The following is a 3,902-nucleotide window of genomic DNA, read 5'->3' on the forward strand; positions in this document are numbered from 1 at the left end:
AGGAAAACTATATAATTCTTTCTCAAATATAATCAAATCTAATTCATGATTATATTTGTTCACATTTTATATAGCAGGCTACAAAAAATGAAAATGTTGATGGCAATCGTCCAACCAAAAGATGCACCCAAGGTCCAAACGGGTCTAGCTAAAGCTAAGATTGGAGCCACTAAACTTCAATCAACCGGGGGCTTTCTGCGCGAAGGAAATACAACCTTTATGATCGTTGTTGATGACGAGCGGGTTGATGAAGCCCTTGCTGTTATCAAGGAGAATGCTCAAACCCGGGAACAATTTGTCGCCCCATCGGCTTATATCGATAATGCGGCTAATTCGGTCCCCATGAATGTTCAAGTTGGTGGGGCAACGGTCTTTGTCCTGCCCGTCGATCAATTTATCCATTTTTAACGCAAACTTACTAAAGCTGAAAGGAGGGGGCCATGGTTTTTCAAGCGGAAGTTCTACAACCCCAAATGGTTGCGCGCTTTAAGCAAATTATTGACCAAGGTGAATTAGCCCACGCCTACTTATTAGTTGGCCAAAGTGGGGCCGGAAAAAAGGCCTTAGCTCAGTGGCTGGCCCTCCGCTTATTCTGTCAGCACGTTCAAGATGGTGAACCGGATGGGAGCTGTCCGGAGTGTGAACGGATTTTATCTGGCAACCACCCGGATGTAGTGGTAGCAAAAGCAGAAGGCCGCCAAATCAAAGTTGACCAGGTCCGGCACTTAAAAGCCGAATTTACTAAAACGGGGATGGAAGGCCAGACCAAGGTTTTCTTGATTGAAGATGCTGAAAAATTAACGGTCAGTGCAGCTAATAGTCTACTCAAGTTTATTGAAGAACCTGGTCCAGGGGTCTATATTTTGATGTTAACGACCAATAAGAATGCCGTCTTACCAACGATCCAATCGCGGACGCAAGTTCTTGATTTATTTCCCCTTAGTCATGAGGCGGTTGATCAAAACCTAAAGGCTGCTGGGGTGCCTGACTATCTCCGGCCAGTAATGTTGGGGATAACGACGGATCCGGACCTAGCCAAAAGTTTAATTGCCGATGACTGGTTTGCCAAAGCGGTTAAGGCAGTTTGGGGCTGGTTTAAGCTCCTCGCCCAAGGAAACCCAATGGCTTTCGTTAACGTCACAACTACGCTAGTCCCGTTAGTGAATGACCGTCAGCAAGCCGTGGTGATGTTGGATTTAATCACCATGCTTTGGCGGGATGGGCTGATGCTCCAAAATGATTTGGCAGATCGTTTACATTACCGCCAGTGGGAGCCAGAATTAGAACAACTAGTCGGACAATTAACTCACCGGCAGATTTTGCAAGCGAGTGAATTGACCTTAGAGTGTCGGAAACTACTTGATCAAAATTTAAGTTTTCAGACAGTTGCTGAGCAATTAACCTTGCGTCAACTGGCTGTCATTAATTTGGAAGGAATGATGCATCGTGGTTGATCGCCTTGATAAAAGCGATATTTATGAACGGTTTGCGGAAGTAACGCGGCAAACGAAAGATCTGGTTGAAAGTATGGAGGTTCTCTCAGAAAAACTGAGTTTAGTGCTTGCGGAAAATGCGAAGTTGGCAATCGAAAACGATCACCTTCATGAAGTGATTAAGCAACAACACCGGGAGCAAAAGAAAGAGGGCCTTTCGGACTCGCGAAAGATGCTCCAACGGCTTTATCAAGAAGGCTTCCACGTTTGTAACGATATGTATGGTAAGCGGCTGGAAGAAAATGAAGCTTGTACTTTCTGCTTAGATGCTATTTATGGTCGCCACCAGGTAAAGTGAGGGTAAAAATGCAACGAGTACGAAGTTTTCAAACAACTGATACTGGAACCCTTTACCTAGTCCCAACCCCAATTGGCAATCTGGGGGATATGACTTTTCGAGCCCTGGATATCTTGAAAGCAGTTGACCTGATTGCGGCTGAGGATACTCGCCACACCCAGCAGTTATTAAATCACTTTGAGATTAAGCAATGCTTGGTTAGTCTCCATGAACACAACTACGAACAACGGGTTCCCCAACTAATTGCTGACCTCCAAAAAGGGTTGGACGTTGCTCAATGTAGTGATGCGGGGATGCCATCCATTTCTGATCCGGGGAAAGAATTAGTAGCCGCCGCAACCCAAGCGGGGATCCCAGTGGTGGCTTTACCGGGACCTAATGCGGGCTTAACGGCCTTAATTGCCTCGGGGTTAGTCCCGCAGCCCTTTACTTTCTATGGCTTCTTAGAACGCAAGCACCAACAACAGGTTACCGCCTTGTTAAAGCTTAAACAACGTCCGGAAACTTTGATCTTTTATGAGGCTCCCCACCGGCTAAAGAAGACTCTCCAATCGATGGTAGAGGCCTTTGGGGAAGAACGACGGGTCGTTTTAGCCCGGGAATTAACCAAACGATACGAAGAATACCTTCGGGGTACCCTGGGGGAGGCCTTGGCTTGGGCGGAAACCGAAACCGTTCGTGGAGAATTTGTCGTTCTTGTTGCCGGAAATGACCACCCGGATAAAGCACCAACTGCCCGAGGAGCGGCAGACCCAATCCAGCAAATCAACGCGGAAGTTGCCAGGGGGCTATCGACAAATGCGGCCATTAAATTAGTGGCCAAACAACGGGGGCTTAAACGCCAAGAACTTTATCGGCAGTATCACGGGTTGAATGATTGATTTGCAAGGGGGAAGTCTGATGATTGCGAGTTACGAAATGAAACACCAAGTGCCATACTATGAATGCGACGCTACGGGCCACCAAACGCTTGCTATGTTATTTCGCCTCCTAATTCTAGCTTCTGAGGATCATAGCGACGCTTTGGGAGTTGGAACCGCCAAGATTAAGGAATATGATGGTGGTTGGGTAATTATCAATTATGCGGGCGATGTGGACCGTTTACCATGGGAAAACGAAACAGTAACGATTAAGACCTACGTGGAAGCTTATAATCGTTTTTTTGTTGTTCGGACCTTTGAAGTTTATGATGCTGACGGTAAGCAATTAGTGAAGGTAAAGGGGATGTTTGCCTTTATGAACCTAACGACCCGGAAAGTAGCAAGCATTCCAGAACCCCTTATTGCTCCTTATCAGAGTGAAGAAAGTCGCCGCCTGCCAAAGGTTGCCCGGCCGCAATTAATGGCGAATGACCTAGCTTGGGAGAGGTTAGATTACCGGGTACGGTTCTTTGATATCGACCTAAATAACCACGTTAACAATGCAGTCTACTTTGATTGGTTACTAGATCCGCTCGGTGGTGAATTCTTACGTCATCACCACCTAGTTAATCTAAAAATGAAGTATAACCATGAAGTCCGGGCCGGTGAAAAGGTTGATAGTCAATTCATTAAAATTGAAGAAAACAACCAAATCATCACTCATCACCAAATTCAATGCCAAGGAAAAATTGCAGCGGAAGCGGAATTTGAGTGGAAATTGGTATAGTAGCCTAAGGAGCAAACTAGCCAACTGGTTTGGCGTTTGTAAGCCTATGTAAGGCTGAATCGGTTGGTACGACCGTTAGGGAAGTAACCGCCATGCCGTTCCTGTATAATATTCGGCGATGAAAGCAAGAGAGGGGCTGGGAAGAAACTCATGTTTCTTCCTAGCCCCTCTTGCATCCCCGAAGGTTACTCAGTACTAAGGTCAAAAAGCACGGCCTTAGCGGATCAGGGCGAACGAAAGGTCGATTCTAATGAATCAACTTCGTTTTGCTTATCCCAACCAGACCGTCAAGGAGCTTTTTTGAAAACGGGCAAGGAAACACGTTCTTTTAAGGACGTGATGAATTGCCCTAATTTTCTGTCCTTTAGGTCACATGGATAGATAAATATGTGATATAATTATTGACATGAAAGATACAAATAGACTTACGTATGGGAGAACTTCCGTATATAACTTAAATTACC

General features: G+C 45.7%; 5 protein-coding genes and 1 pseudogene. All 6 read left to right on the forward strand.

Going from position 1 to position 3,902, the window contains the following annotated elements; translation table 11 throughout:
• Positions 1–87: 87 nt before the first annotated feature.
• Complete coding sequence (locus H5993_RS08895) at positions 88–408, forward strand: cyclic-di-AMP receptor (RefSeq protein WP_204777088.1); 321 nt, start codon at positions 88–90, stop codon at positions 406–408.
• Between the two features lie 32 nt (positions 409–440).
• Positions 441–1,454, forward strand: a complete 1,014-nt coding sequence (holB, locus tag H5993_RS08900; RefSeq protein ID WP_204777089.1) for a DNA polymerase III subunit delta' — start codon at positions 441–443, stop codon at positions 1,452–1,454.
• Entirely contained in the window at positions 1,447–1,791 is a 345-nt protein-coding gene (locus tag H5993_RS08905) for a DNA replication initiation control protein YabA (RefSeq protein ID WP_180870461.1), read from the forward strand. Before holB ends, H5993_RS08905 begins: the two co-directional genes overlap by 8 nt.
• Positions 1,792–1,799: 8 nt before the next feature.
• Entirely contained in the window at positions 1,800–2,672 is an 873-nt protein-coding gene (rsmI, locus tag H5993_RS08910; protein WP_204777090.1) for a 16S rRNA (cytidine(1402)-2'-O)-methyltransferase, read from the forward strand.
• Positions 2,673–2,691: 19 nt separating this feature from the next.
• On the forward strand, positions 2,692–3,438 hold the full coding sequence (locus H5993_RS08915; protein WP_204777091.1) for an acyl-[acyl-carrier-protein] thioesterase: 747 nt from the start codon (positions 2,692–2,694) through the stop codon (positions 3,436–3,438).
• 397 nt (positions 3,439–3,835) lie between these two features.
• Positions 3,836–3,902: pseudogene (locus H5993_RS09755) on the forward strand (IS200/IS605 family transposase); the annotation flags it as partial.

Source organism: Limosilactobacillus alvi (assembly GCF_016900115.1).
GTDB lineage: Bacteria > Bacillota > Bacilli > Lactobacillales > Lactobacillaceae > Limosilactobacillus > Limosilactobacillus alvi.